This window comes from Geobacillus sp. JS12 (assembly GCF_001592395.1).
Classification (GTDB): Bacteria; Bacillota; Bacilli; order Bacillales; family Anoxybacillaceae; genus Geobacillus; species Geobacillus zalihae.
The window spans coordinates 988,260-1,013,824 of record NZ_CP014749.1; the positions used below are offsets into that span (position 1 = coordinate 988,260).

The window sequence follows — 25,565 nt, forward strand, 5'->3', positions numbered from 1 at the left end:
GCGGTTCGGGCGCAAACCGCTGAGGCCGTATTTGCGGCTGCGGCTGTAATGGTTGGTTTATCAGCCGACATTCAGCTTTCGCTGATCGCTGGGTTGCGCCCTTCACGCGCTTGAAGCGGGAGTCTTCTTTCGAAACGATGATCAACGTTGCGGAAAGGCGGCAGTTCCATTTTTGGACAAACATGGCTATCATGAATGTAGAAATAGAAGAAGGGAGATGGGAATCGTGCCGCAATTCGTTTGGCTTGAAACGGAGGAAGAAGTGAGAAGCGCCTTTCCGGTGATGCGCGAGCTGCGCACCCATTTGGATGAGGAAACATACACGGCGCTTGTGCGGGAAGCGCAAGAAAAAGAAGGGTATAAGCTTGCGGCGTTATATGATCAGGACAAAATGGTTGCCGTTGTCGGATTCATGCCGATGATCACGCTCTATAACGGCCGCTTTATTTGGGTGTGCGATTTGGTGACCGCTTCGAGCGAACGTTCGAAAGGGTATGGAAAAGCGTTGCTGTCCTATGTACACGAGTGGGCGAAGGAGCACGGCTACGGGATTGTCTCGCTCTCCTCCGGCTTGCAGCGGATTGACGCCCATCGCTTCTATGAGGAAAAAATGGAATATGAAAAAGTCAGTTATGTGTTTTTGAAACGCTTATCGAGTTGAATCCAACGGCGTCTGTTCAGCAGACGCTTTTCATTTTTGGAGTAGAAAGTTGTCCCACTTTTCATTATAATACGAAATATATAGGTCGTATTTTGGAATTGATATTCTGATATTCGGAACAGAGGGGCGACGATGAACAAAACGGTGTTAAAACTCACATTTCGCACCCTCCCGACGAAAATCGGGAGGATTTTTTGTTCCGATGTCGAATGAATCCTTGACACACAAGGAATGTAAAGGAGTTTTTCTCTCATGAATGTGAAAGTCAAAGGGGTCTATCGTAATGATTATTTGAATATAATAAGTGTTCTAGTCAAAAAGCTGGACATCCCCCGCTTGATTGACCATCTTGTACCCGTCGATCCACAGTGCCAAACACGAGTCAGCGATGCCGTTCAGGCCATCCTTTACAATCTATTTGACGGCCGGCAAGCCCTGGTTCACTTAGAACGATGGGCTCAGGAGATCGATTTAGAGAAACTCATCCGTCCCGGTCTCCAACCTTCCTGGTTGAACGACGATGCCTTGGCTCGTCATCTCGATCGCTTGTATGAGGCCGATATTCACAAGGTCATCAGCACTTGCTTGATTCATATTTATCGCAAAGAAGGCCTTTCCCTCCGAGTCTTTCATGCCGATACGACGGACAAGACGGTTTACGGAGCCTATGAATCGGCCTCGTTGGAGGCTCTGCAGATCACACATGGCTACAACCGCCATCATCGTTGGCAAAAACAGATCGGCTTTGGACTGGTCGGCAACGAGGACGGCATCCCGTTTTACGGCGATGTGCACGACGGCAATCGATCGGATAAGGCGTGGAATCCTGAGGTGCTGTCGCGGATCCACGAACAGTTCAAACAAGCCAAGATCGACGATGAGTGGATTTACGTGGCCGATTCCGCCGCGATGACAAAAGACACCTTGGCGCAGACCAAAGCCGCCCGTGCCTTTTTGATCACCAGAGGCCCTTCATCGCTCCGGATCGTGAAACAGGCGCTCGCGGAGGCCGATTCGCCTCACATCCCGTGGAGCAAACCCTTTACCCTAGCGGAGAGAAACGGCGCTACGTATCGGGTATGGGAAACGGCCTCGACCTATGAAGGCCACTCGGTTCGGCTGATCGTCGTCGAATCGAGCGCCCTCGACCAGCGCAAAGGAAAGACGCTCGAAAAAGAACGAACCAAAGAAGCGGAGCTTCTTTGTGAGGAACAAGTCCGTTGGGAGCGCCACCCTTCTCCTGCCGCGAAGACGCCGAACAAGCCTTGACGTCCCTCAAGGCGTCCCTTCGCCCTCGGTTTCATCGAGTGGAGGCCGCGGTCGAAGAGATCGTGCGTCCGAAAAAACGGCGCGGACGGCCGAAAAAAGGGGCGGAGCCCGAGACGGAGACGCTGTACACCCTTCGCCTAAACGTCGAATTCGACCAACCGGCATGGGAACAGGCAAGACGGAAAGCGTCCCGGTTTGTCCTCGTCACGACCGTTCCGAAGGAATGGAAGGGCCAACCCATGGATGCCCAAGAGATCCTAAAGCTGTATAAAGGGCAAATCTCGGTGGAAATGAACTTCGCGTTTTTGAAAGATCCGTTTTTCACCGATGAGATTTACGTCAAAAAACCGGAACGGGTCGCCGTATTGGGCTATTTGTTTCTGTTGGCCCTAGCGATTTACCGCGTTTTTCAGCGCCGGGTGCGCCAGTTCATCACACCCGAACGTCCGTTAAAGGGTGCGGGAGGCCGCAAGTTGACACGGCCAACGGGACAGGCGATTTTTCAGCTGTTTCAATATGTGAACGTCATCCTGCTGGAGCTGCCAGACGGGCGCATCCAACGCGCACTCGATCGCCCCCTCAACCCGGACCAGCGAAGGATTCTGCAGGGATTGGGCATGGATGAGAGCATCTACGTGTAACGTGATACGGAACGACCAGCGATGGTAAAAAAAGGATTGCCATCGCTCGTTGTGTTGGCCAAAAAGTTATTCTGAAAAACTAAATAAAAAATCCTTCGTTTTGACCTTGTTAGGGTGCGAAATGTGAGTTAAAAACAAAAGAACTGCTTGATTTGTTTCTCGATTGCGAACGGTTGACATTGCCGGAGATGGTCGAACGGCTTCGGATGCCGAAAACGTCGGTGTATCGAATGGCCCAGTCGCTTGTTGTCCTCGGTTTTTTGCAAAAACGAGGCGATCACTATGAGTTGGGGCTAGCCTTCTTGACGTTTGGGTCGCTCGTTGCTGAGCGGCTTGATATTCGCCGGGCGGCGCTGCCCGTGATGAAGCGGCTGAAAGAGGAGACGAACGAAGCGGTGAATCTTGTCATTCGCGACGGTGATGAGGCGCTGTATATTGAAAAAGTCGAGACGTCCGAGCCGGTGCGCGTCTATACGAAAGTCGGGCGGCGTGCCCCTCTGTATGCCGGGGCGTGCCCTCGTGTCTTGCTCGCGTTTATGGACAAGGCGGATCGGGAACGTTATGTAGAACAAGTCGAGCTTGTCAAAATCGCCAAACATACGGTGACCGACAAAGAAGCGCTGCGCCGGTTGTTGGAAGAAGACCGGTGCCGCGGCTATACGGTCAGCTATTCTGAGCTGGAAAACTATTCGGCGGCTGTGGCCGTGCCGATTTTCAACCATGAAGGGGCGGCGGTCGCCGGGCTGAGCGTCGCCGGGCCGGAACAGCGCTTTTCGCCAGATGATGTGGCGCGCATCGTTCCGCGATTGAAGCAGGCGGCGATGGACATTTCGCGCGAACTCGGCTTTCGGGGGAAGGGATGACGGTGGAGTATACGTTGTTTTCATTATGCGAATATGCGGTGACGGTTCGGTTTTCAGACCGCATTGACGAGGACGTGAATGATATCGTCCACCAAACGGCCGCCCGGCTTCAGGCCGAGCGAAAAGAAGGCATCGAGGAGATCGTGCCGGCGTTTTCGTCGCTCACCATCTACTATGATCCATTGATGATCGATTACATCGGCATAGGCGCATGGCTAAGGAAAAACATCAGGCGGTCTGAACAAGCGGTGCGGCGTTCGGCGCGGACGGTCGTCATTCCCGTCTGTTACGGCGGCGAATTCGGTCCGGATTTGCCGGATGTCGCTCGTTTCCATGGGATGACAGAAGACGAAGTGGTAGCGCTCCATTCGGCCGGACGCTACCGAGTTTATATGATCGGCTTTTCTCCTGGATTTGCCTATTTAGGAGGGTTGTCGCCGCGCTTGGCGACGCCAAGGCGGTCGGTGCCGCGCACAAAAGTGCCTGCCGGTTCGGTCGGCATCGCCGGCGGACAGACGGGCGTCTACCCGCTTGCGACGCCGGGCGGCTGGCAACTGATCGGCCGAACGCCGCTGAAGCTGTTTGACCCGCACCGAGAGAAGCCAAGTTTGCTTGCGGCTGGTGATATCGTCGCGTTTCAGCCGATTGGGGCTGATGAATTTGCACGTTGGAGCGAGGAACATGATTGACGTCATCGAGGCTGGGTTGTTTACAACCGTGCAAGATGGCGGGCGTTTTGGCTACCGGCATGCCGGCGTGCCGGCGGGCGGGGCGATGGATGCGTGGGCGTATCGCCTGGCTAATGCGCTTGTCGGCAACAACGGTGATGAGGCGGTGCTTGAGGCGACGATGGCCGGACCGACGCTTCGGTTTCGCGTCGAGGCCGTCGTTGCGGTATGCGGCGGCGATTTCCCGTGTACGCTCAATGGGCGGACGTTTGCCCTTTGGAAGCCGATGGCTGTTGAGCCGGGCGATGTGCTCGAAGTAGGGGTGTGTCGGACGGGGTTTCGAGCGTATATCGCTGTATCAGGCGGCATCGACGTCCCGCCCGTGATGGGCAGCCGTTCCACGTACGTTCCAGCCCAGCTTGGCGGGCTTTCAGGCCGCCCGTTGCAGCGGGGCGATGCACTGCCGGTCGGCGTTACTCATGGGCGTCGTGTTATCGGCCGGATGCGTTGGGGTCTTGCTTCGGCCGCCCGCCGCTATATCGGTGGGAAAACGAAAACGGTGCGCGCGGTTCCCGGTCCGGAGTATGACGAATTTACGCCGGCGAGCCGCCGCCAGTTTTTCGCCGCCCGCTATGAGGTGACGACGCAGTCCGATCGGATCGGCTATCGGCTTTCCGGTCCAACGTTGGCGCTTGTGCGCGAGCGGGAGATGGTCTCGGAAGCGGTCGTTTTCGGCACGGTGCAAGTCCCAGCATCCGGCCAGCCGATCGTATTGATGGCGGACAGCCAGACGACCGGCGGCTACCCGCGCATCGCCCAAGTCGCGGCTGTGGATTTGCCGATTCTCGCGCAGGCTCGCCCGGGTGACTTTATCCAATTTCAGCCGATCGGGCCGGAAGAAGCGATGTGGCTTTATAAGGAACAACAGCAACGGCTGGCTCAATGGGTTGCGGCCATTCGCCGTCAATGGGAGGGAGAACGGTGAGGACGATTGATTTGAATTGCGATTTCGGCGAAAGCTTTGGGGTGTATAGGCTTGGGCAGGAAGAAATCTTATCGTACGTGACCTCTGTCAACATCGCCTGTGGGTTTCACGCCGGCGACCCGCTCGTCATGCGGCGGACGGTGCAGCTTGCCATCCAGCATGGCGTTGCCATCGGCGCCCACCCGGGGTTTCCGGATTTGCTTGGCTTCGGACGGCGGGCGATGGCCGTTTCGCCGGAAGAAGTGTATGCGTACGTCGTCTACCAAATCGGTGCGCTGGCTGCGTTTGTGAAGGCGGAAGGCGGCGTGATGACGCATGTGAAGCCGCACGGCGCCTTGTACAATATGGCGGCGAAAGACGCGGCGTTGGCCGAAGCGATTGCCAAAGCGGTGCATGATGTCGATCCGATGCTTGTCTTATACGGCTTGTCGGGAAGTGAGCTGATCCGAGCGGGTCGCGCCTACGGCTTGTGTACGGCAAGCGAAGTGTTCGCCGACCGGACGTATCAGGCGGACGGTTCGCTCACCCCAAGAAGCGATCCGCGCGCCATCATCGCGGATGAAGACGAAGCGGTCACGCAAGTGCTTATGATGATCCGCGATCGGCGCGTTCGCTCGGTGCAAGGGACTGACGTGGCGATTGAAGCCGACACTGTCTGTCTCCATGGGGACAATGAACAGGCGGTGCGATTTGCCAAGCAGCTCTATCAAGCCTTGCAAAACGAAGGCATCGCCATTCAGGCGCCGCGCCGAGAGGAAAGACGATGAAGAAAGCCGAAACACTATATTTGGCGCCCTTGCCGTCTTCTTTAATGGTGTATATGGGCGTGTGCACTGCCATGCAGCAGCTGCCGAATAAGCGCCTTAAGCAGGAAACTCGCTTAGGGCGCTGTTTTCATTTGGAGCTGTTATGGCTTCTTTGACATCGATAATTGTATTTTTTGAATGGCTTGATGAAATGTCATTCATGACAGTTGAACATCAATTGGTTACAATAACATAAAGAGATGACGGAACGAGAAAGGAGAAGAAAGATGCATTACGCCATTCCGACAGTGGTGGTGAGCGAATGCCTCGGCTTTTCTGCCTGCCGGTATAACGGCGATATCATTCACAATTCGTTTGTCTCTCGGTTGGGGGAGTTTGCTCGGCTTGTGCCTGTATGCCCCGAAGTGGCCATTGGTCTTGGGGTTCCGCGGGAGACGGTCCGACTTGTGAAACGAGGCGGGGAAAGGCGGCTTGTGCAGTCGTCGACGAACCGAGATTGGACGAGGGAAATGAATGAATTTGCCACCTCCTTTTTCGGTCAAGTCGGAGAAGTCGATGGATTCATTTTAAAGGGGCGCTCCCCGACGTGCGGCATCAAAGATGTGAAAGTGTATGATGACGAGGAAAGCGGCATGGTGGTTGAGAAGGGAGTCGGACTGTTCGCCGAGCATGTTTTCCGACGCTTCCCTAATGCCGCCATTGAGGAAGAAGGGCGCTTGACGAATGCCGCCATTCGCGAACACTTTTTGACGAAGGTGTTTGCGTTGGCTTTATTTCGCGAAGTGAAGGCAAAACGGTCAATGAAGGCGCTCGTGCAATTTCATTCTGAACATAAATATTTATTTATGGCGTACAGTCAAACGTGGCTGAAACAGCTGGGCCGCTTGGTGGCGAACCGCGACCGCCTCCCAGTTGAACAGGTGCTTGGTCAGTATGAACAAGGATTGCATATGTTATTTGCCCGCGCTCCACAGCGCCGCTCCCATGTGAACGTTTGCCAACATTTGATGGGCTATTTCAAAAACGAGATGTCGGCGAAAGAAAAACAATATGTTTTGGAACTGCTGGGGCAATACCGGGCGCAGCAGCTGCCGCTCAGCAGTGTGACAAGCGTCTTGAAATCATGGGCCATTCGCGAAGAAAATGAGTATTTGCTGCAACAGCGGTACTTCACCCCGTATCCGCCTGTTCTCTTAGATGTCCGTGACTCGGGCAAAGGACGGGAAACGGCGGTGTGATGGGAATGTGCATAAAAGCCAAAGGGTGAACTGGCGCCCCTTTGGCTTTGAACAAGATGAGGCGCGGAGCAGACATTAAAGCGCTTGTCTTTGATTTAGATGGAACGTTTCCAGCGTGTGTGCCGGTGCTGAGCCGCCTGTTGTAGACGGTGTATTTTTGTTTTGTATATTCAGAAAATTATTGAAAATATTTATGAAAGCGTGTACAATAAAAAACAACCGGCTATATACCAACCGGTCAGTAAAAAAAAGCTATCCAATGCTGCTTGCGCGGCGGTTGCCGCAGTGAACGATCGCGTGAAAAGGAGGAGGGGAACGGAATGAATACGAGACATTACCCGTATTGGCCGAAACGGCTCTCAAAAACGCTGGCTGTGCCGGAGACGACGCTGGTCGACCATTTGGAAACAACGGCGAAGCGCTATCCGAACAAAACGGCGATTTACTATTACGGCGCAGCATATTCGTACAAGCAGCTGCTTGATGACGTCAACGCGCTCGCCGGCTATCTCCAGCGAAAGCTGTCCGTCCAACCGGGCGACCGTGTGTTGTTGTACATGCAAAACTCTCCGCAGTTTGTCATCTCCTACTATGCCATTTTGCGCGCTGAAGCCATTGTCGTGCCGATCAACCCGATGAACACCTCAGATGAGCTTTCCTTTTATGTGAACGATTGTGAGACGAAAGTCGGCCTCGTTGGCCAAGAGCTGCTGGACAAAGCGGCGCCGCTCCTTGGACGAACGGCGTTGGAACAAATCATCGTCGCCGCGTATTCCGATTATGCGTCCGATGAATCGCCGGTTTCGCTTCCGGCTGAAGTGGCGGCGCCGCGGCGGGCCATTGGGGATGAGCGCATTCTTTTATGGTTGGACTGCCTCAGCGCCCAATTGCCGCCGCTTCCATACAACGGCCATGTTGATGACATCGCCGTCTTGCCGTACACGTCCGGGACGACCGGGGTGCCAAAAGGCTGCATCCATCCGCACCGGACCGTGAACGCCAACATCGTCGGCGCCTATTATTGGGGCAACGTGACGAGCGATTCCGTCGCCTTGGCGACATTGCCGTTTTTCCATGTCACGGGGATGGTCCATAGCATGCATACGCCGATTTTCGCCGGCGCCGCCATGGTGTTGATGACGCGCTGGGATCGGGACGCGGCCGCCCGGCTGATTGAATTGCACCGCTGCACGCATTGGGTGAACATCAGCACGATGCTGATCGACTTTTTGGCCAACCCGGCGCTTGGCCGGTATGACATTTCCTCGCTTTCGAGCATTTCCGGCGGCGGAGCGGCGCTTCCGGAAGCGGTCGGGGAAAAATTGTTCCAGCTTACCGGCGTCCGTTATTTTGAAGGCTACGGGCTGACGGAGACGATTTCGCAGACGCATTTCAATCCGCCGGACCGGCCGAAATTGCAATGTCTCGGCGTTCCGTCGTTTGACGTCGACGCGCGCATCATCGACCCGGCGACGGGGCGGGAGCTTGGCGTCGGCGAAGTCGGGGAGATCGTCGTTTGTGGTCCGCAAGTGTTCCGCGGCTATTACCGGCGTGAAAAAGAAACGGAAGAAGCGTTCATCGAGCTCGACGGCAAGCGGTTTTTCCGCACCGGCGACATCGGGCGGATGGATGAGGAAGGCTACTTTTTCATCGTCGACCGCGTCAAACGGATGATCAACGCTTCTGGATACAAAGTGTGGCCGACCGAAGTCGAGTCGCTTTTGTACAAACATCCGGCTGTTCAGCAGGCGTGCGTCGTCGGCGTGCCGGATCCGCGCCGCGGCGAAACGGTGAAGGCGTTTATCGTCCTTCATGACGAGTATGTCGGCAAAGTAACGGAAGAAGAGATCATTGAATGGTCCAAGACGCAAATGGCGGCGTACAAATATCCGCGCCTCGTTGAATTCCGCTCGTCGTTGCCGATGACGTCAAGCGGCAAGTTGCTTTGGCGAAAATTGCAGGAAGAGGAATATGAAAAAGCGGGGAAAGGGGTGAACGCCTGATGGCGAAGACGGTCGAAACCGTCCTTGGCCCAGTGCCGGTGGAACAGCTTGGCAAAACGCTCATCCACGAGCATTTCCTCTTCGGCTATCCAGGGTTTCAAGGCGATGTGACGCGCGGCACGTTCCGCGAAGACGAGGCGCTTCGCGTCGCAGTCGAGGCGGCGGAAAAGATGAAGCGGCACGGCATTCAAACGGTTGTCGATCCGACGCCGAACGACTGCGGGCGCAACCCGGCATTTTTGCGGCGCGTTGCTGAAGAGACGGGACTGAACATTATTTGCGCCACCGGCTATTATTATGAAGGGGAAGGGGCGCCGCCGTACTTCCAATTCCGCCGGCTTCTCGGAACAGCGGAAGATGATATTTACGACATGTTTATGGCCGAGCTGACCGAGGGCATTGCCGATACCGGAATCAAGGCGGGTGTCATCAAGCTCGCCTCGAGCAAAGGGCGCATCACCGAGTACGAAAAGATGTTCTTCCGCGCTGCCGCCCGCGCGCAAAAAGAGACGGGTGCGGTCATCATCACCCATACGCAAGAAGGAACGATGGGGCCGGAACAAGCCGCCTATTTGCTTGAGCACGGCGCCGATCCGAAAAAAATTGTCATCGGCCATATGTGCGGCAACACGGACCCGGACTATCATCGAAAGACGCTTGCTTACGGCGTTTACATCGCGTTTGACCGCTTCGGCATCCAAGGGATGGTCGGCGCGCCGACTGATGAGGAGCGGGTGCGGACGCTCCTTGCTCTGCTCCGCGATGGGTACGAGAAACAAATGATGCTGTCGCATGACACTGTCAACGTTTGGCTCGGTCGTCCGTTTACGCTGCCGGAGCCGTTTGCGGAAATGATGAAAAATTGGCATGTCGAGCATTTGTTTGTGAACATCATCCCCGCGCTGAAAAATGCAGGAGTCCGCGACGAAGTGCTTGAGCAAATGTTCATCGGCAATCCGGCGGCGCTGTTCTCGGCTTGACGCCGTTTGCAAGGTCGGTAAAAACCGCGCTTTCTGCAAAATCGTTGTTGCGAACGCGCGGAAAAGCGGTTGTTGATCATCCTGAACCGAGAAGACCCCACTTCCACGCGTGAGCGTAGGTGGAGAGCGTTCAAGAGCGAAATCTCCATGGTCCGAGCGTTTTTTTCGTTCCATCACCAGCTTTTTTGGGCAACGTTGTGTTGCCTGCAAAAGGCTGTTCAAAAGGTGAATAGAAAACCGCCGTCATCAGGCTTCAATTGGCCGACGGCGGTTTTTTTGTTTGGACGGGAGTCCGTTTTTTTCCATTCCCATGAATAATTTTCCTGTTGGGTTGAACAATAAGGAAAGACATGAGTAAAAGCGAAAGGGGGAGAAAAGGTGCCGTCCATCGAAAAGAGACTCCTGCTCTTCTCTTTCGTTGCCATCGCCTTGTACGTGTCGCCGTACTTTGTGCTCGGTGAAGATGCGCATATGCGCGTTCATGACAATTTGGATTCCAACATCGCTTGGTATAAGGTGCTCACTCGAAGCGGTGAGCTGTTCGGACCGGTCGATGGGGTCATCCCGCAAATCATCAACGGACTGCCGCGCAACGCGTTCGGGACGGAGTTCAGCGGCATTGTCTGGCTTCACGCTTTGTTTCCGTCCATTTACGCCTATGGGCTCAGTCAAGCCGCAACCCGCGTATTGGCGTTCATCGGTATGTATTTGCTGCTGCGAAAACATGTGCTGCCGGGCGAGCGCTGGGGATGGATTCGCATCGGCTCTTCGTTGACGTTTGCCTTGACGCCGTTTTGGCCATCGGGAATGTTAAGTACGCTCGGGATGCCGCTTGCGCTTTGGGCGTTTTTAAACATTCGGGGCGGCGAGCGTTCATGGGTGAACTGGGCGGTGTTGACGCTTTTGCCGCTCTATTCGAGCTTCGTGCTTGGATTTTTCTTTTTCTTGAGCGCGCTTGGGATTTGGTGGCTCATTGATGTCATCCGCGGCAAGGGTTGGAATTGGCGGTTTTTGGCGGCCATCGTCTATATGACGATGCTCTATTTGGCGGTCGATTACCGGCTTGTCCATTCGCTCTTGTTTTCCAATGAGCTGACAAGCCGCGACGAATATTTCCACGCCCGTCTGCCGCTTTGGCGCGTCATACGGCTGACGTTCAAAAACTATGTGCTCGGCCACACCCACGTCATGACCGTGCATGGGCTCGTCATTTTACCGGTGACGCTCATCGCCTTGTACTTCGTGTGGAAGCGGAAGCGCTGGCGGCAGGAAATGCCGTTTCTTGTGCTGCACGTATTGAACTTCGCGCTGTCGACATGGTATGCGTTTTGGTTTTACAAAGGATGGCTGCCGCTCACCGAACGGTTTGATTTGCTCGATAAGTTCAATTTCGCCCGCTACCATTTTTTGCGGCCAATGGTGATTTACGTCTTGTTTGCACTGGCGCTGAAAATTTTTTGGCAGGAAGGCCGAAGGTGGCGGGCGGTCGGTGCGGCGGCCATTGTCTTGCAGCTTGTCGTGCTTGCTTTATGCAATGAGGAAATCGTCTACCGCGACAAGCCGTCGTTTCGCGAGTTTTACGCGGAAAAGCAGTTTGCCGCCATTCGCCGCTATATCGGCCGCCCGGTGCATACATACCGTGTCGCCAGCATCGGCATCCACCCGGCGATCGCCCAGTACAACGGTTTTTACACGCTTGATACGTACAACAACTTTTATCCGCTCGAATACAAGCATCGGTTTCGCCGCATCATCGCCAAGGAGCTCGCGAAAAACAAAAAACTGCGCCAGTATTTCGATGAATGGGGCGGGCGTTGCTATTTGTTCGTCGATGAGCTGGGCAAGCGGTATATGTTTCAGAAAAACTCGAAGCGGACGATTCGCAACTTGGAATTGAACACAAACGTGTTTTATGACATGGGCGGGCGCTACATTTTTTCAGCGCTGCCGATTGAAAATGCCAGCAAAAACGCCTTGAGCCTTGAGCGGGTGTTCCGTTCCAAAGAGTCCGCGTGGACCATCTATTTATACAAAGTCGTGCCGGAGGGAGGAAGGTGACATGTTCGAACCGACGTTGGCTATTGTTGTGCCGTGTTACAACGAAGAAGAGGTGCTGCCGGAGACGATCCGCCGCTTACGGGAGTTGCGCGAACAATTGATTGAAGAGCAGCTCATTTCATCCAACAGCGCGCTTTTGTTCGTCGATGACGGCAGCTGTGATGACACATGGAAGATCATATACAAAGCGAGTTTGCGCCACCCGGAAGTGAAAGGGCTGAAACTGGCGCATAACGCCGGGCATCAAAACGCGCTGCTTGCTGGGCTGTTCGCCGCGAAAAGGCATGCCGATTGCCTCATTTCGATCGACGCCGATTTGCAAGATGATGTAGCGGCGATTCGGGAATTTGTGCAAAAGTTTCGCGAAGGCTATGACATCGTCTACGGCGTGCGCCGGCGGCGCGATACGGATACGTGGTTTAAACGCCATACCGCCCAAGGATTTTATCGGTTAATGAAGATGTTTGGCGTTGATCTCGTGTACAACCATGCCGACTACCGTCTGATGAGCCGGCGCGCGGTCGAGGCGCTCGAACAGTTCGGGGAAGTGAACTTGTTTTTGCGCGGCATCGTTCCGCTTCTAGGTTTTCGCTCGGCGGCCGTCTATTACGACCGGAAAGAACGGCTGGCTGGAAAAACAAAATACCCGTTAAAAAAAATGATCGCTTTTGCGCTCGACGGGGTCACATCGTTTAGCGTCACCCCGATTCGCTTTATTTCGCTCATCGGCTTTCTCTCGTTTGTCGTCAGCCTCATCTTCGGCGCCTATTTTCTCTTTTTAAAGTGGGCTGGACATACCGAGACGGGATGGACGTCGCTCATTACCTCGATTTGGCTGCTAGGGGGGCTGCAGCTCATCGCCCTTGGGCTGATCGGGGAATACGTTGGAAAAATTTATAAGGAAACGAAACGGCGGCCGCGCTACATCGTCGATTTGGATTTATGGAACTGGCCACTGCCGCAGCGGCTATCGCCATCGGCTTCGTCCGAGGAGGAGGAAGCGGCGAAGCGGCTGCGGCCATAAGGAAACGGCAGGCGTGCACAAGCGCGCCGTTTTTCTTTGTCTTGCAATTCAAAAAAAGAAAGAGTAGACTGATGGATGGGAATGATATGGCGGATTGGCGGGGGATGCAGAGAAGGCGGTCTTTCGCCGGCTGGCAAAGGGTGTTTGTCGAGAAAGGGGAGGGTAAGCGATGGCCGATTGGCGTGAATGGGCGGAACTGCGCGAGCGGGTGAGAGAGGCCAATCCGCTCGTCCACAATATGACGAATGTCGTCGTGACGAATTTTACGGCGAACGGATTGCTGGCGCTTGGCGCTTCGCCGGTGATGGCGTATGCGAAAGAGGAAGTGGCAGAGATGGCGAAGCTTGCCGGCGCGCTCGTATTGAACATCGGGACGCTGAACGCTGAGGAAGTAGAGGCGATGTTGATCGCCGGCCGGGCGGCGAACGAAGCCGGCGTGCCGGTCATTTTCGACCCGGTCGGGGCCGGGGCCACGCGCTACCGGACGGAGACGGCGCGCCGCATCGCGGAACAAGTCAAGCTCGCCGTGATCCGTGGCAATGCGGCGGAGATCGCCAATATGATCGGTGAGGCGTGGGCGATTAAAGGAGTCGATGCCGGCGGAGGAAGCGGCGATCGAGTGGCGTTGGCCAAACGGGCGGCGGAGCAGCTCGGCGCCGTTGTCGCGATTACTGGAAAAGAGGACGTCGTTGCGGACGGACAGACGACGTATCTGATTCAGAACGGCCATCCGTTGTTGACAAAAGTGACCGGAGCGGGTTGCTTGCTGACATCGGTTGTCGGAGCGTTTGCGGCCGTGGAGCGCGATGCGGCGGCAGCGGCGGTGGCCGCGCTTGTGTATTACGGCGTCGCAGCGGAGCAGGCGGCGGCCAAAGCCGGGGAGCGCGGACCGGGCAGCTTCCAGACGGCGTTTTTGGACGCGTTGGCGTATACAAGCGTCGATGATGTCAAACGGTATGGCCGGGTGGAACAACGGTAAAAGGGGAGGAGAAACACGATGGTGTACAAAGCGTTGACGATTGCCGGGTCGGACAGCAGCGGCGGCGCCGGCATCCAAGCCGATCTCAAAACGTTCCAGGAGCTCGGCGTCTTTGGCATGTCAGCGATCACGGCGGTGACGGCGCAAAACACACTTGGCGTGCAAGGCGTCTTTCCGCTGTCGGCGGAAGCAGTCGCCGCCCAGATCGAATCGGTGGCCGCCGATTTAGGCGCGGATGCGGTGAAAACCGGCATGCTCTTTAGTGCCGAGATCATTCGTACGGTTGCTGAACAAGTGAAAAAACAGAAATGGGAGCGGCTGGTCGTCGACCCGGTGATGATCGCCAAAGGCGGCGCTCCGCTGTTGCAAGAGGAAGCGGTGGCCGCGCTGAAAGAAGAGCTGCTGCCGATGGCGCTTGTCATTACACCGAACATTCCAGAAGCGGAAGCGTTGACGGGCGTTGTCATCCGCACGATGGATGACCGCCGTGAAGCCGCGCGCCTCCTCCACCGGATGGGCGCCCGCTATGTCGTCGTGAAAGGCGGCCATGACGATGATGGCGAAGAAACCGTCGACTTGCTGTATAACGGCAGCGAATTTTCCTATTTTAAAAGCAAGCGAATTGACACGCGCCATACGCACGGAACCGGCTGTACGTTTGCCGCGGCGATCGCCGCTGAGCTGGCGAAAGGGCGGCATCCTGTCGACGCTGTCGCGACGGCGAAGGCGTTTGTGCAATCGGCGATTGCCCATCCGCTCGGCATCGGCCAAGGCCATGGGCCGACGAACCATTGGGCGTACCGCCAATACGGAGAGTGAGAACGATGGCGCGCATCGCGAGCGGTGAAATGAAGGAGCGGCTGGCTGTTTACTTCATTATGGGAAGCCAAAACAGCGAACGTCCGGCCGCCGATGTGCTGAAAGAAGCGCTTGACGGCGGTGTGACGTTGTTTCAATTCCGCGAAAAAGGGCCGGGCGCTTTAAAAGGGGCGGACAAAGAGGAGCTCGCCCGGCAGCTGCAGCACCTTTGCCGCGCTTATGGGGTGCCGTTTATCGTCAACGATGACGTCGAGCTGGCTCTCGCCATTGATGCCGACGGCGTCCACGTCGGTCAAGACGATGAGGACGCGCGGCGCGTGCGGGAAAAAATCGGCGATAAAATTTTGGGCGTCTCAGCGCACAACGTCGAAGAAGCGATGGCGGCCGTTGAGGCGGGCGCCGATTACCTCGGCGTCGGCCCGATTTACCCGACCAGTTCGAAAGAGGATGCAAAGGAAGCGCAAGGACCGGATGTTCTCCGCCGCTTGCGCGAAGCCGGCATCACCATTCCAATCGCCGCCATTGGCGGCATTACGGCTGCGAACGCCAAAACCGTTGTGGAAGCCGGGGCGGATGGGGTATCCGTCATCAGCGCCATCGCTTCGGCTCCGTCGCCAAAGGCGGCGGCCGCCGCCTTAGCGGAAGCGGTGCGGGCAGCTCGCACGCGCTGAATGAAAAAGTCGGTTTCCACTTGTAGGCAAAGCGCCATAAATGAAAAAAGGTGTCCCGTTGATAGTTCGGGACACCTTCTTTTTTGACGGCTAGGTCGTTGTCTGCCGCCAGTTCGGCCATCGCCATTCCAACAGCGGCCGCACGAGCCGGACGACCGGCTTGCTTCCAAGGATGAGCATCATGGCAACCGACAGTGCAAGCAGAAGCGGATAGCCGTGCACATCCATAATAAAGTCTGGGAATGGCGTCTCGTGTAAATATTTTAACATCTTTCCGAAAGAAGTCTCCCACTTCGAAACGAAGGGAAAGTGGGAGATGAATTTTGGTTAGGTATAGCCTAAAGTTGTCTCTTTTTTTGTGTGTTATGATACAATCAGTTTTAGAAAAAATATATCGAAAATCAAGGTATGAAGTGATGTGGTGTCGATATGGCAAACAAAGCCTATCAGTTCCGTCTATACCCAACAAAAGAACAAGAACAACGGCTCACCAAAACCTTCGGCTGTGTCCGTTTCGTTTACAACAAAATGCTTGAAGAGCGCATACAAATGTTTGAAAAGTTCAAGGACGATCAAGAATCCTTGAAACAGCAAACATTTCCGACCCCTGCCAAGTACAAAAAGGAGTTTCCTTGGCTAAAAGAAGTGGACAGCCTTGCGCTGGCAAATGCTCAACTAAATTTGCAGAAAGCGTTTCAACACTTCTTTTCTGGCCGCGCTGGATTTCCCAAGTTCAAAAACCGCAAGGCGAAACAGTCGTACACCACAAATGTGGTGAATGGCAACATCAAGCTTTCAGATGGCTATATCAAGCTGCCCAAACTGAAATGGATCAAGCTCAAGCAACATCGGGAGATTCCTGCCCACCATATCATCAAGTCTTGTACGATCACGAAAACCAAAACAGGAAAATACTATATTTCTATTCTCACAGAGTACGAACATCAACCTGCCCTAAAAGAAGTGCAAACGGTTGTTGGGCTTGACTTTTCCATGAGTACGCTGTATGTCGATAGCGAGGGTAAGAGAGCCAATTATCCTCGATTCTATCGCAAAGCATTGGAAACATTAGCGAAAGAACAGCGTAAATGGTCTCGTAAAAAGAAAGGCTCGAATCGTTGGCATAAACAGCGTCTGAAAGCAGCGAAGCTGCATGAGAAAATTGCCAACCAGCGCAAGGACTTTCTGCATAAGGAGTCGCACAAATTAGCGAAACGGTATGATTGCGTGGTCATCGAAGACCTCAACATGAAAGGGATGTCACAAGCCCTCCATTTCGGTCAAGGCGTTCATGACAACGGCTGGGGCATGTTCACCACTTTCCTTCAGTACAAGCTGGCCGAACAGGGGAAGAAGCTGATCAAAATCGACAAATGGTTCCCCTCGTCCAAAACGTGTTCGTGCTGCGGTCGAGTCAAGGAGTCTCTATCGCTTTCTGAGCGTACATTCCGCTGTGAATGTGGATTCGAGAGCGACAGGGACGTCAATGCGGCCATCAATATCAAACATGAGGGCATGAAACGATTGGCGATCGTCTAATTTGTCCTCGAACCGTGGGGCACACGGGGATCGCTCGGTCAACTTCCCATCATGAGATGGGATTACCCGAGAAGCCCCCACCTCTAAGCGAAGCGTAGGTGGTGGGAGTATGTCACAATAAACCCGTGCAAGATATAGATGTAAAACGTGCGCGCCCCGAGCACGGAAAAGGAGAAGCGACGGCTCGGGATGAGCGACAGAAAGCCAAACATCATGAGCAGGCTCGCCCCATAAATGGCGAGGCGGCTCGCAATGCCGGCTGGTTCCGAGACGCCGAGCGTATCGTACGATTTCGAGCCGTACAGCCAATCTTGCGGCAAATCCGGAAACCCGAAATGGATGACGAAAAACATGCCAACAAGCACAAATAGCGAAACGAGGCGCACTGGGGCGGCAAACAAGCGCTCGATCGCCGACTTTTGAAAGAAAAATCCAAGCAAATATACACACCAATTCGAATCATACTCCTTCTTTTTGAGGGAGTCAACGCAGGAAACGAAGCGATGGGATGGCCGCTGTCATCAGTTTGCCAAAGAAAGGGGATGATTCGGTGAAAAACGATCGGCGCGAAATGGACGATATGACGCAGTTGCTTGAAATCATCAACGCCAAAGGAGACGAAGGAGAGCTTCATGAGATCGTCTTTAGCGACGAGTTGTTTTGGAAAAGCTTGCGGGCGCAGGCGGAGGACAGTGCGAAAGGAGGGAGTAGATGGAACTGTTGCGGGCGAAGCGAATGGCTGAAGCTGGGGAGATCGTTCCGGTGATGTATAAAGGGAAACAAGTGGTGATTCAGCACGTCGATGATGAGCGCGAAATGGCTCGCGTTTATTTCACCGATGAGCCGGAACACGAACCAGACGTACCGGTGCGACTGCTTGAGGAACAATGAGAGATGGGCAAATTGTCGCCGTTTTGTCAAGGGAAAGACGATGACACCGTCCGTTCTTCTATGGTATAATGATTCAAGAAACGACGCTTGAACATTGGAGTGACAAACATGAACATCGGCTTTGGAGAAATTGCGCTCATCGTCTTTTTCGCTTTGCTCATTTTCGGACCGAAAAAGCTGCCGGAGTTAGGACAAGCGGCCGGGAAAACGCTGCGCGAATTTAAGAATGCGACAAAAGGCATCATCGACGATGACGAGACGACAAAAGCGCAAAAATAAGAGGTTGGGCATAGAGGCCTGGCCTCTTATTTTTGTATTTCGTCCGTGACTAGCCATTTCCTCCGCGATGCGGCAAAAAAGAGACAAGCTCTGTCAAGGGGCGCCATATACATATATATGGAGGTATGTTGGCTCGTTGGGATAAGCCGTGGCGGAGGGGTTTCGTGATGATCAAAAAAATGGCGGCGGTGATTGTCGGCAGTCTGCTTCTTGGCGTTGGCATCAACGTCTTTTTCGTCCCTCACCATTTGCTTGATGGGGGGATGATCGGGCTCGGGCTGATCGCCAAATACGTGTGGCACGTTCAGGTTGGGTTGACGATGATCGTCTTAAGCGTTCCGCTTTATGCAGCTGCATGGTTTTACTACCGCCCGTTTTTTTACAACAGCTTGCACGGACTTTTATTTTCCTCATGGATGATTGACGTATTGTCCGTTTTGCGCGGCGTGGTGGTGTTGGATTCGCTTCCAAGCGCGGTCATCGGCGGGGTGCTGGTCGGCGCGGGCATCGGCTTGATGCTGCGCGAGGAGACGAGCACGGGCGGGACCGACCTGCTCGCCCAGTTTATCGCTAGATGGACGAACTGGAACGTCGGGATCATCATTTTTGTCATTGACGCCTGCATTATTTCAGCTGGGAGCATGATCATCGACTCAGTGCCGTTTGTCCACTCGCTTGTCGTTGTCACGGTCGTCGGGGCGGTGACGACGATGTTGACGCGCGAAAAAACGATGGGGTATAGCCCGAATCCCCATCGTTTTTCGTTTCAGCAGATAGGCGCTCCTCTATGGGAATGCGGCACCGAAGGCGCCGTTTCCGGCTGTTTGCTGATTGATGCTGTGGGGAGTTTTAACATCGTTCGCACAGGAGATGAGAATTTTGTCCATTTGACCTTTCCCAGCGACGAGTTCCCCAATCATTGGCGGAAGGAGCATCGGTTATCGCTTAGCCAGCTCGAGCGCGCGGTAGATGTTAATCAGCCCATAGCCGTAATACGGATCTTTTCCTCTCTCGCCTAAGTCATCAGCGCTTTCGAGAATAATGTCGCGCACTTCATCGTTCGAAAGCCGCGGGTTGACGGAGCGGATCAAAGCGGCGAGTGCGGTGACGTGCGGCGCGGCCATCGACGTGCCGGAAAGGGCGGCGTACCGGTGGCCGGCAAACGTGCTGGCAATGTTCGTTCCAGGCGCGACGACATCCACATAGTCGCCGTAGTTGGAATAAAGTGCATAGGAAAGATCCGGATTGACAGCGCCAACACTGATCACTTCTGGATACGCGGCCGGAAAGCTCGGCTGTGATGTGCTGTCGTTGCCGGAAGCGGCGACAAGCACGGCATCATGGGCGTCGGCGTAGCGGATCGCCTCTTCAAGCACCGAGGACGGTTGGTAGTTGCCAAGGCTTAAATTGATGACCTTTGCCCCGTGGTCGACCGCCCAGCGGATGCCTTTCGCCACGTCGATGCTCGTTCCATAGCCGTCCGCATTTAATGCTTTGACGGCCATGATCGGGTTGAACCATGTTATGCCGGCGACTCCTTCGTCGTTGTTCGGCTGTGAGGCGATAATGCCAGCGACATGGGTGCCATGGCCATTTTTGTCATTCGGAGAGCGGTCGTCGGCCAATACGTTGTATCCGGGACCAAGGCGGCGGATTAAATCGGGATGGGTCAAATCGACCCCGCTGTCAATGATGGCGACAGGCACATTCCGCTTGCCGCGCGACAGCGTCCAACCAGCTTCCGTATGAATGGCCGGCAAGTTCCACTGGTAGCGGGCGTAAAACGAATCGTTCGGGATCGGCACCGGATTGTTCCACTCATTTTGCATGTAAATGTAGTGCGGTTCGCAATAATCAACCATCGGAAGGGATCGGAAATAGCGGCGCATCTCTTCGTACGTTTGCCCGCGCGAACGGAATACAAACACGTGGTCGACCTGCTTGATGAGCTGGCCGGCGATGGCTGCCTCCATTTGTTGAAGACGGCTTTCCGATGGCAATGCCCGAAAGCGGACGACGATCTCATTGGCGAAATAATGGCTTCGGTCACCGCGGCGATTATGGAGGATTTCCCGAATGCGCGGGTGCTTGTTCAACTGCTGTTTCAGCTGCTCGCCTGCGCTTAAGCTGTCTAAGGCGACAACGGTTGGATGGGTGGGTGCGACCTCGGCGTCAAACGGCTTCAGCCGCGGTGGAGCCGGGGCGTTTTCTTCTAGAGCCGGTCGCCCCAAGGCGGCTGCGGCAACGAGTAGGGCAACAACCGCGCTGGCCGCGGCCCATATTTGGTATCGGCGTTTCACGCTGTTCACCTCCTTTGTTGTTAGGATGGGCGATTGACCGACAAATCATGAAAAATGGGATTCACCTTTTGCCATGGCGAATCCCATTTTCTTCTTCAGCGGCCGATCGATTGCATACAGATGCAATTGGAAATTTTTACATTTGCCGCTTTTGCCGAGCATTTGATCGATTGTCGGGAGACCGAACAACACCGCTTTCAGCCCCATGTATGGGTCTAGGAAGCGGGTGGTTGTTCAGTCTTCCGCCACGCCAAGGCGTGACGGGGGCAAGCCTGTGGCTGGCCCTCGACAGTCGAAAAATCGATAAGCGGCTTTTCTGTCCAAGATATGTTAAACGTTTTGATTGCATCTAGACAGCACTTGCTGCGCTGCTTGCAAATCGAGGCGCAGCTGCTCTTGAACGTTGGTCGGATGGTAGTATCCTTTGTTGATCATATTTTCCTTGCAATGATGTTCCTCGGATTGTCCACACTAACGGACAAGGAGGGACAGTCGATGAGCGAAACGTGCTTCTATTGTCAATGTGAGTGCGACGACAACGTGCATTACGTATCGTTCCATACGAATGGCGAAGAACACGAAGAAACGCTTTGTCCGGAATGCTACCAAGAATGGCTGCAGGGCATGAAGGGTTGACCTTTCTTCCTGCTTTCGTTTCGCTCGGAAGCGGGACTTTTTCGCGAAATGATGATGAAAAAACCGCACCGTGGTCAAACCGGTGCGGTTTTTTGGGACAGCGGCGGAGTGGCGATGATGTCCGCCAAATCGCCGTCTTCGTCATAGGCGCGGTAGACAGCGGCTTTCGTACGCGGAGCATGGACCGATAAAAAGAGAATGCGCTCCTTGCCTTCACGGGCGACTTTCGTTTCCATTTTCAATGACACTCCGTTTATCGTGAGCGAGTAGAACCGGTACGTCAAGCCAAGCCATGTGCGTTCTTGTCGAACGGTATCCGGATGATGGCGGATGAACGCAGCGAGCTCGGCGAACGAATGCATCTCCCGCTCGAGCCATTCGCGGATGGCACTTGCCGCCTGCTCCAACCAGCCTTTCCAAAATGATTTCATCGGCATCACCTTTTTTCATCCATCATGCCCATTTCCGCTGTTCATTATGCAGGGAGGCGGATGGAAAACGTCGTCATGTCTTCATCGGATGAACAGCGGATATCTCCGCCATGGTCTTCAATCACTTTTTTGCAAATGTACAACCCGATGCCGGTTCCGAGTTTTTTCGTCGTAAAAAACGGCTCGAAAATCGTTTCCACAATGTCGGCCGGAATGGACGGACCGTTGTTAGCGATTTCGATGATGGTGCTTCCGTCTTGGCAACGGGCGGCGATGTTGATCCGCCGCGGTTTTTCCCTCTCTTTCAACGCTTCGATCGAGTTGAGCAAAATATTTACCAGCACCTGGCGCAGCTGATCTTTATAGGCAAATATATGTATGGATTCATCGATCGCCACCGAAAGGTCGACATCGCTGTCGACGATCGTGGCGTATAAAAACTCGATAATTTCCTCCAACAGCTGGCAAAGCGAAAACGTTTCCTTTTCGCTTTCAACAATTTCTTTGCGTGAGGCATGCAAAAATTGCGAAATGCGAAATTTCAGCTGCTGCAACTCATGGTCGATAATGTCTAAATAAGGAAGATGCGGATGCTCAAACTTCAATAATTGAATAAAACCAATAATAGCCGTAAGCGGATTGCGAAACTCATGGACAAAACTCGATGACATTTGCCCAAGCAGCGTCAGCCGGTCTTGATGCGATCTGGCAATGAGCGCATTTTTCTCATGCAGCTCCTTTTCTTTTAACTCATTGTATTTGGTGACCGCATGAAACAAAAACTGGTCAAACAACTCGTTCATATGGTCAATGAGCGGGGCGAGCTCATCGACGGACAGCGGTGCGGCCAACGCATGGTTGATGATCAGGCGCCGTCCCAAGTTTACGTTGTAAACAAGGGCGCCGATGCCGGCGTTCATCTCCGCCCGTTCTTTGGCGATTTTGTTCGCCAGCCGTTCAACCATCTCGCCGGGCCGCGACTGCAGCAGCGCCTCTTTGACCAAGGTGAACACCGCCAAGCCGTTTTGTTCGACATGATCGATGTATTTGTCATCGTCGGCAATTTTCATATGTTGCCGCCAATAGGCGAGAAAGTTCGGCAAATGGGCTTCTAAATGGGTGACGAGCTGCTGTGCCGCAGATGCCAAAAAAGCCACCTCGCTTTCCATCGTTTATTTTTTATTATAAGGGGGAATATCGGACTAGAACAGAGGAAAAATCGCAATCGATCCGGCTAAATGAACGTCCTTTTGCGAAAAGCAATCCAAAAACGCCTGGTGCTGCGGACCGGACAGACTGTTTGAATGAAAAAGGAAAAATCATTTATAATGAATGGGATGAACAAATATTTTGCAAAAGGTTGGGGACGATCGTGAAATTGTATGACTCGATTTTAGATTTGATCGGCGGCACGCCGATTGTCAAGTTGCGCCGCCTTCCTGATCCAAACGGGGCAGAGGTATACATAAAGCTCGAATCGTTCAATCCGGGCGGCAGCGTCAAAGATCGGCCCGCTTGGGAAATGATCCGACGCGCGGAGGCGGAAGGGAAAATTACACCGGGAAAAAGCACGATCATCGAACCGACGTCCGGCAACACCGGCATCGGCCTGGCCATGGTGTGCGCCGCCAGGGGTATCGCTGCATCATTACGATGCCCGACAATGCGACGGTCGAACGGGTGAAAATTTTAAAGGCGTACGGAGCCGAAGTCTATTTGACGCCGGCGGAGAAGCGGATGCAAGGGGCGATCGATGAGGCAAACCGGCTTGCTAGCGAAATCCCTGACAGCTTTATTCCGATGCAGTTTGAAAATCCGGCCAATCCGGATGCACACCGGCATACAACAGCGGTGGAAATTTATGAAGCATTTGATGGACGGCTCGATGCGTTCGTGTTAACCGCCGGCACCGGCGGGACGGTGACCGGAACAGGGGAGGAGCTGAAAAAACGCATCCCGAATTTGCGCATTTACGTCGTTGAACCGTACGGTTCGCCTGTGTTGTCGGGCGGCAAGCCGGGGCCGCACAAAATTCCCGGCACGGGTCCGGGGTTTATCCCGAAAATTTTAAATCGCTCGATTTATGATGACATTTTTTTGATCAAAGATGAGGATGCCCAACAGATGGCGCGCGAACTGGCGGCGAAGGAAGGAATTTTGGTCGGCGCTTCGGCCGCTGCCAGTGCCTATTACGCCATCAAAGTGGCGAAACAGCTCCCGAAAGGCGCACGCGTCCTTTGCATGGCGCCCGATTCCGGCGAGCGGTATTTGTCATCCGATTTATTTGCTGATTAAGCGGACGTCGATCGACGAAAAAAGCGGGGATTTCTTGCCTTTCATGGGAAGGGAAACATTCCTCTCTGCAAAACGAAGAGGAATGCTTTTGTTTGATCGTTCGCCGGTGTGGAGAACAAAAAAACCGACCGGTCGTTCTTGATGAAGGATGACAATCGGCTTTCTTTCTGGTTCCTTGGCGCATGCGTTGAGCGCCTCAGCGGGGAGTGCAGTGAATTGTTGCTGTTCTTTTGGCAGATCGAACGAGCGCAGCGCTGCGTCATGGTCGGAATGATAAAAACAGAGACGGATTTCGTCAACTACCCCCACTTAGCTAACGCTTGAAGTGGGGGCTTGCAACTCCCCAGAAGTGCAAACGGACTTCGTCCTCCTTCCTTGACTTGGGGTTGCATCAGGGGGCAGGTTGACGACTACCCAACGACGCAGGTCATGCCTGCATCGTTACCGATTCTCTCGGTGTGTCTGTTGGCAGTACTTGGCTTCCACACACAACAGACAGACCTACGCTCGATGTTTGACGGTTGCAACGTTTCCTGCAGCCAACTCCATACATCGAGCCGCCGTTATTGGAGTGCCTTTATTTAACGGTTTTCTCCACGCCTTTATTCTATCATACACAAAAGAAAGAGGGAACGCGCATTCCTCTCCCATTTACTTCCTTTGGTCGTTGAAGTGGGAGTCTCCTGCGCGAAATAGGATGAACTATTTCGAATTCCTCCGTTTTTAATGAATCAGACAATATGATATCAATGATCCTGTTTGTTTTCCATCTTTTTTTCTTGTTGGCACGGTCTCATCGCTGTGTGTTGACTATAGATTGACGATGGACGGCTGAAGGCTTTCGCTATGTGCATGAGGGAGAGCACAGAGAATGGTTGATTCGGTGAAAGTCGTTGTGAAAGGAAGAGAGAAGGTGTTCGCTTGGCCTCGAAAAGACAAGAGAAGTGGAACAACATGGCGCGCATCGCGTTGACGCTGGTGATTGGGGCGCTCGGCGGCTTTATTTTCGCCTTGTTCCGCATTCCGCTCCATTGGATGCTCGGTCCAGCCGCCGCGTTGCTTTTGGTCGGCCGTTTTTGGAAGGGAACGTTGTATTGGCCGGTCGGCATTCGCAACGCTGTGTTGGATATCGCGCAAATCGCGATGGGGCTTACCTAGGCGTCATGCTGAAACCGGCCCGCATCGCGGAAAAAGGAAGAGCGGTGCTGGCCGCGATGGCCACCGGCCTTGCGCTCATTTTGTTTTCCATGGCTTCCGCATTTGTCTTAACGGTTTTGCATGGCGTGCCGTATTTGACAGCGTTCATCGCTTTGGCGCCGGGGGCATGGATCAAATGGGGATTTTGGCGCGGGAGGCGCATGCCGATCTTGCTGTTGTGACAAGTTATCAAATGTTCCGCATTTTTTTCATTTTGCTTGTCGTTCCACCGGTGCTGAAAAAATGGTTTGCCGCCCGCTGGTTTCGATGGATCGAACGATGGGCCATGCATCATGATGGACGGTTCATGCAGTCTGTGTCAATCAAAAAGAAAGGGCTGTAACAAGAAACGAATATATGCTAAACTAGAA

23 protein-coding genes and 6 pseudogenes are annotated in these 25,565 nt (G+C 54.0%); 23 read left to right on the forward strand and 6 right to left on the reverse strand.

Annotated elements, in window-relative coordinates; translation table 11 throughout:
- Nucleotides 1-217 precede the first annotated feature (217 nt).
- The 10 genes and pseudogenes from A0V43_RS04840 to A0V43_RS04880 all read left to right on the forward strand — a co-directional run bounded on the left by A0V43_RS04840 (nucleotide 218) and on the right by A0V43_RS04880 (nucleotide 10,075).
- Complete coding sequence (locus tag A0V43_RS04840; protein WP_033006629.1) at nucleotides 218-661, forward strand: GNAT family N-acetyltransferase; 444 nt, start codon at nucleotides 218-220, stop codon at nucleotides 659-661.
- 252 nt (nucleotides 662-913) lie between these two features.
- Nucleotides 914-2,571: pseudogene (locus tag A0V43_RS04845) on the forward strand (IS1634 family transposase).
- 143 nt (nucleotides 2,572-2,714) lie between these two features.
- Nucleotides 2,715-3,434, forward strand: a complete 720-nt coding sequence (locus tag A0V43_RS04850; RefSeq protein WP_063192509.1) for an IclR family transcriptional regulator — start codon at nucleotides 2,715-2,717, stop codon at nucleotides 3,432-3,434.
- Nucleotides 3,431-4,123 (forward strand): 5-oxoprolinase subunit PxpB, encoded by a 693-nt coding sequence (gene pxpB, locus A0V43_RS04855; RefSeq protein WP_063192510.1) that lies wholly within the window; start codon nucleotides 3,431-3,433, stop codon nucleotides 4,121-4,123. The genes A0V43_RS04850 and pxpB overlap by 4 nt, the downstream gene beginning before the upstream one ends.
- The gene (locus A0V43_RS04860) at nucleotides 4,116-5,087 is read left to right on the forward strand and encodes a 5-oxoprolinase subunit C family protein (protein WP_063192511.1); all 972 of its coding nucleotides are present in this window, start codon (nucleotides 4,116-4,118) and stop codon (nucleotides 5,085-5,087) included. The genes pxpB and A0V43_RS04860 overlap by 8 nt, the downstream gene beginning before the upstream one ends.
- On the forward strand, nucleotides 5,084-5,854 hold the full coding sequence (locus A0V43_RS04865) for a 5-oxoprolinase subunit PxpA (protein ID WP_063192512.1): 771 nt from the start codon (nucleotides 5,084-5,086) through the stop codon (nucleotides 5,852-5,854). Before A0V43_RS04860 ends, A0V43_RS04865 begins: the two co-directional genes overlap by 4 nt.
- Complete coding sequence (locus tag A0V43_RS19690) at nucleotides 5,851-6,009, forward strand: hypothetical protein (RefSeq protein ID WP_164834606.1); 159 nt, start codon at nucleotides 5,851-5,853, stop codon at nucleotides 6,007-6,009. The genes A0V43_RS04865 and A0V43_RS19690 overlap by 4 nt, the downstream gene beginning before the upstream one ends.
- Before the next feature lie 111 nt (nucleotides 6,010-6,120).
- Nucleotides 6,121-7,092, forward strand: coding sequence for a YbgA family protein (locus tag A0V43_RS04870; protein WP_063192513.1), 972 nt, complete (start codon nucleotides 6,121-6,123; stop codon nucleotides 7,090-7,092).
- Nucleotides 7,093-7,412: 320 nt separating this feature from the next.
- A complete protein-coding gene (locus A0V43_RS04875) occupies nucleotides 7,413-9,095 on the forward strand; it encodes a long-chain fatty acid--CoA ligase (RefSeq protein WP_063192514.1) in 1,683 nt (560 codons plus the stop codon).
- Complete coding sequence (locus A0V43_RS04880) at nucleotides 9,095-10,075, forward strand: phosphotriesterase family protein (RefSeq protein ID WP_063192515.1); 981 nt, start codon at nucleotides 9,095-9,097, stop codon at nucleotides 10,073-10,075. The genes A0V43_RS04875 and A0V43_RS04880 overlap by 1 nt, the downstream gene beginning before the upstream one ends.
- Nucleotides 10,076-10,293: 218 nt before the next feature.
- Here the strand turns inward: A0V43_RS04880 and A0V43_RS19695 are convergent, their stop codons facing one another.
- Nucleotides 10,294-10,464 (reverse strand): hypothetical protein, encoded by a 171-nt coding sequence (locus tag A0V43_RS19695; protein WP_155467694.1) that lies wholly within the window; start codon nucleotides 10,462-10,464, stop codon nucleotides 10,294-10,296.
- Between A0V43_RS19695 and A0V43_RS04885 the strand changes: the two genes are divergently transcribed.
- The 5 genes from A0V43_RS04885 to thiE all read left to right on the forward strand — a co-directional run bounded on the left by A0V43_RS04885 (nucleotide 10,454) and on the right by thiE (nucleotide 15,626).
- Nucleotides 10,454-12,133, forward strand: coding sequence for a DUF6044 family protein (locus A0V43_RS04885; RefSeq protein ID WP_063192516.1), 1,680 nt, complete (start codon nucleotides 10,454-10,456; stop codon nucleotides 12,131-12,133). The two genes, A0V43_RS19695 and A0V43_RS04885, sit on opposite strands and share 11 nt — an antisense overlap.
- 1 nt (nucleotide 12,134) lies before the next feature.
- Complete coding sequence (locus A0V43_RS04890; protein WP_063192517.1) at nucleotides 12,135-13,157, forward strand: glycosyltransferase family 2 protein; 1,023 nt, start codon at nucleotides 12,135-12,137, stop codon at nucleotides 13,155-13,157.
- A 169-nt stretch (nucleotides 13,158-13,326) separates the two neighbouring features.
- Nucleotides 13,327-14,136 (forward strand): hydroxyethylthiazole kinase, encoded by an 810-nt coding sequence (thiM, locus tag A0V43_RS04895; protein ID WP_063192518.1) that lies wholly within the window; start codon nucleotides 13,327-13,329, stop codon nucleotides 14,134-14,136.
- Nucleotides 14,137-14,154: 18 nt separating this feature from the next.
- Nucleotides 14,155-14,955, forward strand: coding sequence for a bifunctional hydroxymethylpyrimidine kinase/phosphomethylpyrimidine kinase (gene thiD, locus A0V43_RS04900; protein WP_063192519.1), 801 nt, complete (start codon nucleotides 14,155-14,157; stop codon nucleotides 14,953-14,955).
- 5 nt (nucleotides 14,956-14,960) lie between these two features.
- A complete protein-coding gene (thiE, locus tag A0V43_RS04905) occupies nucleotides 14,961-15,626 on the forward strand; it encodes a thiamine phosphate synthase (RefSeq protein WP_063192520.1) in 666 nt (221 codons plus the stop codon).
- Between the two features lie 90 nt (nucleotides 15,627-15,716).
- Here the strand turns inward: thiE and A0V43_RS04910 are convergent.
- A pseudogene (locus tag A0V43_RS04910) lies at nucleotides 15,717-15,902 on the reverse strand (acyltransferase family protein); the annotation flags it as partial.
- A gap of 153 nt (nucleotides 15,903-16,055) precedes the next feature.
- Here A0V43_RS04910 and A0V43_RS04915 point away from each other — a divergent pair.
- A complete protein-coding gene (locus A0V43_RS04915) occupies nucleotides 16,056-17,165 on the forward strand; it encodes an RNA-guided endonuclease InsQ/TnpB family protein (RefSeq protein WP_063192522.1) in 1,110 nt (369 codons plus the stop codon).
- 89 nt (nucleotides 17,166-17,254) lie between these two features.
- Here the strand turns inward: A0V43_RS04915 and A0V43_RS04920 are convergent.
- Nucleotides 17,255-17,608: pseudogene (locus tag A0V43_RS04920) on the reverse strand (acyltransferase family protein); the annotation flags it as partial.
- Between the two features lie 107 nt (nucleotides 17,609-17,715).
- On the opposite strand from A0V43_RS04920, the gene A0V43_RS04925 reads away from it, so the two are divergent.
- From A0V43_RS04925 to A0V43_RS04940, 4 genes and pseudogenes are all read left to right on the forward strand, one after another.
- Complete coding sequence (locus A0V43_RS04925; RefSeq protein WP_236930932.1) at nucleotides 17,716-17,931, forward strand: hypothetical protein; 216 nt, start codon at nucleotides 17,716-17,718, stop codon at nucleotides 17,929-17,931.
- On the forward strand, nucleotides 17,877-18,056 hold the full coding sequence (locus tag A0V43_RS04930) for an H-type small acid-soluble spore protein (protein ID WP_063192523.1): 180 nt from the start codon (nucleotides 17,877-17,879) through the stop codon (nucleotides 18,054-18,056). The genes A0V43_RS04925 and A0V43_RS04930 overlap by 55 nt, the downstream gene beginning before the upstream one ends.
- Before the next feature lie 108 nt (nucleotides 18,057-18,164).
- Entirely contained in the window at nucleotides 18,165-18,335 is a 171-nt protein-coding gene (locus A0V43_RS04935; protein WP_011231011.1) for a twin-arginine translocase TatA/TatE family subunit, read from the forward strand.
- 167 nt (nucleotides 18,336-18,502) lie between these two features.
- Nucleotides 18,503-19,072, forward strand: a pseudogene (locus A0V43_RS04940) (YitT family protein); the annotation flags it as partial.
- Nucleotides 19,073-19,273: 201 nt separating this feature from the next.
- Here the strand turns inward: A0V43_RS04940 and A0V43_RS04945 are convergent.
- Nucleotides 19,274-20,635: a S8 family peptidase gene (locus A0V43_RS04945; protein ID WP_063192524.1), complete on the reverse strand. Its 1,362-nt coding sequence runs from the start codon at nucleotides 20,633-20,635 to the stop codon at nucleotides 19,274-19,276.
- 495 nt (nucleotides 20,636-21,130) lie between these two features.
- Between A0V43_RS04945 and A0V43_RS19700 the strand changes: the two genes are divergently transcribed.
- On the forward strand, nucleotides 21,131-21,271 hold the full coding sequence (locus A0V43_RS19700) for a hypothetical protein (RefSeq protein WP_164834607.1): 141 nt from the start codon (nucleotides 21,131-21,133) through the stop codon (nucleotides 21,269-21,271).
- A gap of 74 nt (nucleotides 21,272-21,345) precedes the next feature.
- Here A0V43_RS19700 and A0V43_RS04950 read toward each other — a convergent pair whose 3' ends face one another.
- Together A0V43_RS04950 and A0V43_RS04955 are read right to left on the reverse strand one after the other, a co-directional pair.
- A complete protein-coding gene (locus tag A0V43_RS04950; protein ID WP_442899708.1) occupies nucleotides 21,346-21,702 on the reverse strand; it encodes a hypothetical protein in 357 nt (118 codons plus the stop codon).
- 44 nt (nucleotides 21,703-21,746) lie between these two features.
- Nucleotides 21,747-22,850 carry a histidine kinase N-terminal domain-containing protein gene (locus A0V43_RS04955; RefSeq protein WP_063193809.1) on the reverse strand — a complete coding sequence of 368 codons (1,104 nt, stop codon included), beginning with the start codon at nucleotides 22,848-22,850 and terminating at the stop codon, nucleotides 21,747-21,749.
- Between the two features lie 224 nt (nucleotides 22,851-23,074).
- Between A0V43_RS04955 and cysK the strand changes: the two are divergent.
- Together cysK and A0V43_RS20875 are read left to right on the forward strand one after the other, a co-directional pair.
- A pseudogene (gene cysK, locus A0V43_RS04960) lies at nucleotides 23,075-23,997 on the forward strand (cysteine synthase A).
- Nucleotides 23,998-24,918: 921 nt separating this feature from the next.
- A pseudogene (locus A0V43_RS20875) lies at nucleotides 24,919-25,537 on the forward strand (AbrB family transcriptional regulator).
- The last annotated feature ends 28 nt before the right edge of the window (nucleotides 25,538-25,565 follow it).